This window comes from Haloferax profundi, assembly GCF_001469865.1.
Lineage (GTDB): Archaea > Halobacteriota > Halobacteria > Halobacteriales > Haloferacaceae > Haloferax > Haloferax profundi.
Window position 1 is genome coordinate 1 of sequence record NZ_LOPV01000519.1, and the last position, 5,166, is coordinate 5,166.

At 53.5% G+C, this 5,166-nt stretch carries 3 protein-coding genes; all 3 read left to right on the forward strand.

Annotated features, from left to right (window positions below):
* Positions 1 to 272 precede the first annotated feature (272 nt).
* The gene (locus tag AUR66_RS16170) at positions 273 to 662 is read left to right on the forward strand and encodes a MarR family transcriptional regulator (RefSeq protein ID WP_058573258.1); all 390 of its coding nucleotides are present in this window, start codon (positions 273 to 275) and stop codon (positions 660 to 662) included.
* Positions 663 to 828: 166 nt separating this feature from the next.
* A complete protein-coding gene (locus AUR66_RS16175; RefSeq protein WP_058573259.1) occupies positions 829 to 3,417 on the forward strand; it encodes a PD-(D/E)XK nuclease family protein in 2,589 nt (862 codons plus the stop codon).
* A partial coding sequence (locus tag AUR66_RS16180) for a UvrD-helicase domain-containing protein (protein ID WP_157533177.1) occupies positions 3,414 to 5,166 on the forward strand: 1,753 nt, incomplete at its 3' end. The genes AUR66_RS16175 and AUR66_RS16180, both read left to right, overlap by 4 nt.

Below are 5,166 nucleotides of genomic sequence, written 5' to 3' on the forward strand. Positions count from 1 at the left end.
GGTGTTCTCCTCCAACAGTTCCTCAATAAAATCGGTCATTACATAGGACGTCTCTGTGTGATGGGATAATACTTTCTTTGAAACCACACCTTTTGTCCGTTGTATACTGTCTCCACTTGTCCGTTGTAACCCACCGCAAAACCAACTGAAATGGCTAATTTTGGAATTTTTGTCTGACAGGCGACTTCCAAAAATCCGTTGTAAGGGATGTCCATTTTTCCGTTGTATGAGCACTGCCACACCGTGGATTCACGCTTGTTACAACATAACGTATGTCCTGCCATTTTCTGTCTAATTCAGAGATCGTCACCCAGCAGACGCGGTTTGCGCTCGTCAATAACATCCTCCAACACCCCAAGCAACTGCCGTCAACGTATGAACTTGAGGAGCTCAACCCCAGTGTCAGCGATGCCACCGTCTACAAGCACATCCAGAAGTTGATCGACGCCGGCATCGTCAAAGAAGTCGCACTTGGCGACGACCAGCGACGACAGGGCTATCCCTGGAAGTTCTACGGCCTGACCGAGGACGGTCGAACATTCCTTGAGGAACACAATCTGCTCGCCGCTGAGGAGACGCTCCAGCAGATCTACGAGACCATCTCCGACAAGCCCGAGAAGATGGTCAAGTACGAGAACGCGCCCCGTCCAGAAGAGCAGTAGAGAGGGGTCGAAACACAAAAATGAATGCATGTTCCACTGGTAATGAGTCAACAACCCCGGGTCAGGTGACTCGTGGAATCCTTCCTCGAATCTTTGAATCGATAGAACTCAATCTCGGTCCACTCGCAGGAGTACACTTTTAGGACCTTCTTGAGTCCGATACGTCATGTCAATTTCTCGGGCGAAGCCTCTCGGATCTCTCTATGAGGAGTGCAAGGAGTACGACCTTGTACTCGTGCCCGATGCGCCACTCGCCAGTGCGCTCAACCGACGCCTCGACAAGCCCCATTTCGGTCCTTTCGCAATTACACCACGCCGTCTCGCTGCCCGTCGCAGAGAAAAGGCAGAAGACCGCCTGGCCTTCCTCGAAATCACCGAGACCACTGACCTGGATTGGAAGGAAACTGCTTACGCTGTGGGTAACATCCTCCAGTGCTGGGAGTATCAGGGAACTGCAGGTGCTGTTCTCGAGTACGACTCGTATGCGACTGAAGGAACGTACGCCGCCGTCGAGTGCATCGAAGGGATGGATACGACGTCTGGCCAGCTCACCGACTACACTATCGACACTGGACAGTCTATAGCCGTCGTTGGATACAAGCAACTCACTGCACTCGAACGCTCGATTCTTCCAGACGAATACGATACGATAGACCCCTTCACTGACGACGCATTCGACTATCCTCCTTTCCGAATTTTAGATTCGCCGGCTGCCGTCATCGACGTCGTCCTCGAGACAGTCACTGAAGAAAACGCAGATGACGTTGGTGTCGTCCTCGATGCAGCCAGTCAGTACTCACCACTCATTGAGTCAGCACTCGAATCCGCTGACATTCCGTTCTATGGTGGTCCCGGATTCACCGACGACCCTCACCACAGAGCATTCCTCCAACTGCTTCGGAGTGCGCATGCCGGTCGTGACACGCGTGTCGGAGACGTCAGGCCCTTGCTCACCCAACTGGGCATGTCGGTCGATATCGAACACGATGAGAAGCGACTTTTCGATCTCAATCGGTCAGCAGTCGAGTGGCTCCTCGAATTCAGCGAGGAGATTCATTCGCACTCATTCGGCAGTGCTCTCGAAGCCTACGAGCGAGTTACCGATTCCTCGCTTGGCGCCTTCCGTGAGGAACTCGAAACACTCGGTGTCATCGACGACTTCGTTAGCGAAGATGCAGTCGACCGCCTCGAGTTCTACTTACAGTCCTATGAGGTTCCAATTGAGCGCGAGAATGAAGGTGTGCTCTTAGCAGACGCCAAGTCAGCAGCTCACGTGGACCGGCCACTCGTGTTCTATCTCGGGCTCGACGAAGGGTGGACACACTCGTCCCCACGACGTCCCTGGGTCGATCGAGACCAAGAATTCGAACGGAACATTCGGCAGTTCCAACTCCTGCTTCAGAACGGTGTTGAACAGTACTATCTCGTCGAAGATACCTCAGGGGGGACGCCTGTAACGCCATGTCTATACTTCGACGACCTACTTGACGAAGAGTTTGAGCGGTTCAGTGACCTCAACTCGGTGCAGTACTCACGAACGGTTCGAGAGACCCAGGATGGATTCGAGAAAGAACCCCTCGATATCTCTCCTGAGGAAGTTGAGACGATTAGCCAGTCGAGTTTGAGTACCTACGTCAACTCTCCTCGTGATTACTTCTTCAGTCGGCTTCTCGACAACCCCGACAAGGATTACTTCGAAGAAGGGAACCTGTTTCACGACTTTGCAGAGTTCTATGTGAGTCACCCCGATGTAATCACAGACGACGAACTCGAGGAGGTTGCAAAAGTGATTTTGGAGGAGGTTGATCCGTTCCTCCGCGGTGTCGACCGAGAGGTTCGACTCACGAAATATCGTATCGGACTCCAGACCATCGTCGAATATCTTGAAGCCAACCCGCCAGTCGGTGACGAGGTTGTAGTAGCCAATGGTGGCTGGGGTCGGAATTTCTTCGCCAAATACTACGACCAAACAATCGATGTTGGTCATACGGAACGCTGGTTCGAGAACACAGACCTCGGTCTGAAGGGCAAAATCGACCTCGTCCAATCTCCGACGCAGCTTCTCGATTACAAGAGTGGGTCGAAGAAGTCGGCGTACTCGATTGTTAAGAATTCAGCACTCGACCCGCCAAGTGACAAACCCAACTTCCAGGCGCTGTTGTATCTGGCTCACCAGCGCACAGTCCAACCGGACGAGACGCTTCAGTTCACCTTTTTTCACTTCCTCGAAACGCTCGATGACGTCGTGACTGGCGGTGGGTCTCTGGATGATTGTTTGACGACGGTGACGTACCATCCGCTTAGTTTCAACGAGTACATTGGGCGGCCGGCAATCTTCACCGAACTCCGAGAAGAGGCGCCGAATGATTGTAACAAGACGTTCTCGCAAGTCGAGTACGACGAGTATCGGGACGTTTTGGATGCCCACGAGTTCCCGGAGACTCGTGACAGAGACGAACTCATCGACTCAGAGTTCGGCCAGGCATTGACAGACCGAATGGTCGACGCTGTTGGAGACTACAAATACGTGAAAAACGGCTGTAAGCAGGCACTCAGACACGTGCTTCGAATTCGAAATCAGAATTACTTCCGAGACGATGTGGACGTCTTCGAGGCGTTCGTTCAGGAGCGACTCACAGAGTTGAACACGCGACGTGCGGGCGACGAACGCTTCCCCGTCGAAGGCCTCGGTGGAGAGCCAAACTATCGCTATGTGAATAATCGCGATTGCATTCTCGAGGAGGGATCGCGATGACCTCGCCAAACGAACAACAACAAGTCCTGATCGACAGTACAGAGGGGATTCACGTCGTCGACGCTGGAGCCGGGACCGGAAAGACGTTCACTGTCACCCGTCGGTACGCGGAGATTGTTGACAAGGACGACGTCGAACCGGAGGACGTCCTCCTCGTGACGTTCACCAACAACGCCGCAGGCGAGATGAAAGAGCGAATCGTCTCGCAATCGTCATACGGGATGCGCGAACTCAAGGATGCCCCCATCCAGACGTTCCACAGCCTCTGTCACGATATTCTCATGGAACACGGCTTCGAGGCACCGACCCACCTCGATATCGACGACCGCATTACGGGGTCGACACGAGTGCTCGAAGACGAGAACGTCGAAAAGGCACACTTCCGTGAGTTCATCCGGCGATTCAGCGATGACCACCCCGAGTACGACGACTTCTTCCGGGCTGTCTCTAATCCGGTCGAACTTCTTGGTCTGATCAATCAGCTTGCTGCGAAGGGTGTGTTCCCGACTGCTGATGGGTGGTACCGAAACGGGGAGCGACATCTGGATGGTGATTTTGAAGCTTTCCAGGCTGACTTTGACGAGTTGAACCAGCCACGCAATGGCGGAAGCAAGCAGTCCAAGCTCAGGTCGAAACTCGGAAGCTACGGAAGAGACAAGTGCTACCTCCCAGACGCGCCAGAGAAGTCAGAGCTTCGTGGCGGGCGAGGGACGAAACAAGTACCTCGTGAGGTTGCTTGCCAGATATTCGACGAAGACCGTGAGGACCTGAAACAGTTCGTCCACGACGTCTACCACGAGTATTTGGAGTTCGCGCTCAGTCGGAACTACCTCAACTTCGGGTTCTTGCAATTGTTTGCATTTGTTCTGCTCTGTGACGACCACGAGCTCCGTGATGAGGTAGCCTTTGAGTACGTGATGGTCGACGAATTCCAAGACTCCAGTGAGATTCAGTTCAAACTCGCGCTCTTACTCGCAGATACGAACAACGTCTGTGTCGTCGGTGATTGGAAACAAAGCATCTATTCGTTCCAGTACGCTGCCGTCGAGAACATCACCGAGTTCGAGTCTCGGTTGGAGCGGTTCGTGGGTGAATTGAACGAAGACTATGAGCGAGTGTCGTGGACGACGGAGTCGATACACGAGATTGAACTCATCGAGAACTATCGCTCCACGCAGTCGATTTTGGATTTCTCCGAGCACAGTTTGGTCACACCCGCTGCGAGTCGGGATTCGGTTGACGTTACAGAGGTCCAAGACCGGATTGTGTCGCTGTCGTCGAACGCTTCGTATGAGAATTCGCGTATCGAGGCGATTCAACACGAAGACGAACACGAAGCTGTTCTGACGAAGATTCAGGAAATTGTGGGCAACGAGGCCTATCAGGTCGAAGAAGATGGCGAGCTTCGAGTTCCGGAGTACAACGATATCGCAGTGTTGACTCGTACACGCGACTTCGGGAGAGAGTTACTCTCTGTTGCAGAGGCGTATGGGTTGCCGATGGCGTACGAAGGTGGCATTGAGTTGTTCCGGTCTGATCCGGCGAAGCTGCTGTTGGCGTGGTTGCGTATCATAGAGTCTGATTCAGAGCGTGGCTGGGCGGTCGTGCTTGAGGAAGCGGGGTACACGTTAGATGAGGTGCAACATGTACTGGATACTGAGGAGTACCCTGGCGATATGCAGGCGTTCAGGGCAGAGTTGGAGAGCCTGGAAACGGTTGGAGGAGTTGCCCAGCGTGTGTTCTCCCGGT

Coding starts and splice junctions, on each gene's coding strand:
- AUR66_RS16170 (WP_058573258.1), top strand. CDS start 273: ATGTCCTGCCATTTTCTGTCTAATTCAGAGATCGTCACCCAGCAGACG.
- AUR66_RS16175 (WP_058573259.1), top strand. CDS start 829: ATGTCAATTTCTCGGGCGAAGCCTCTCGGATCTCTCTATGAGGAGTGC.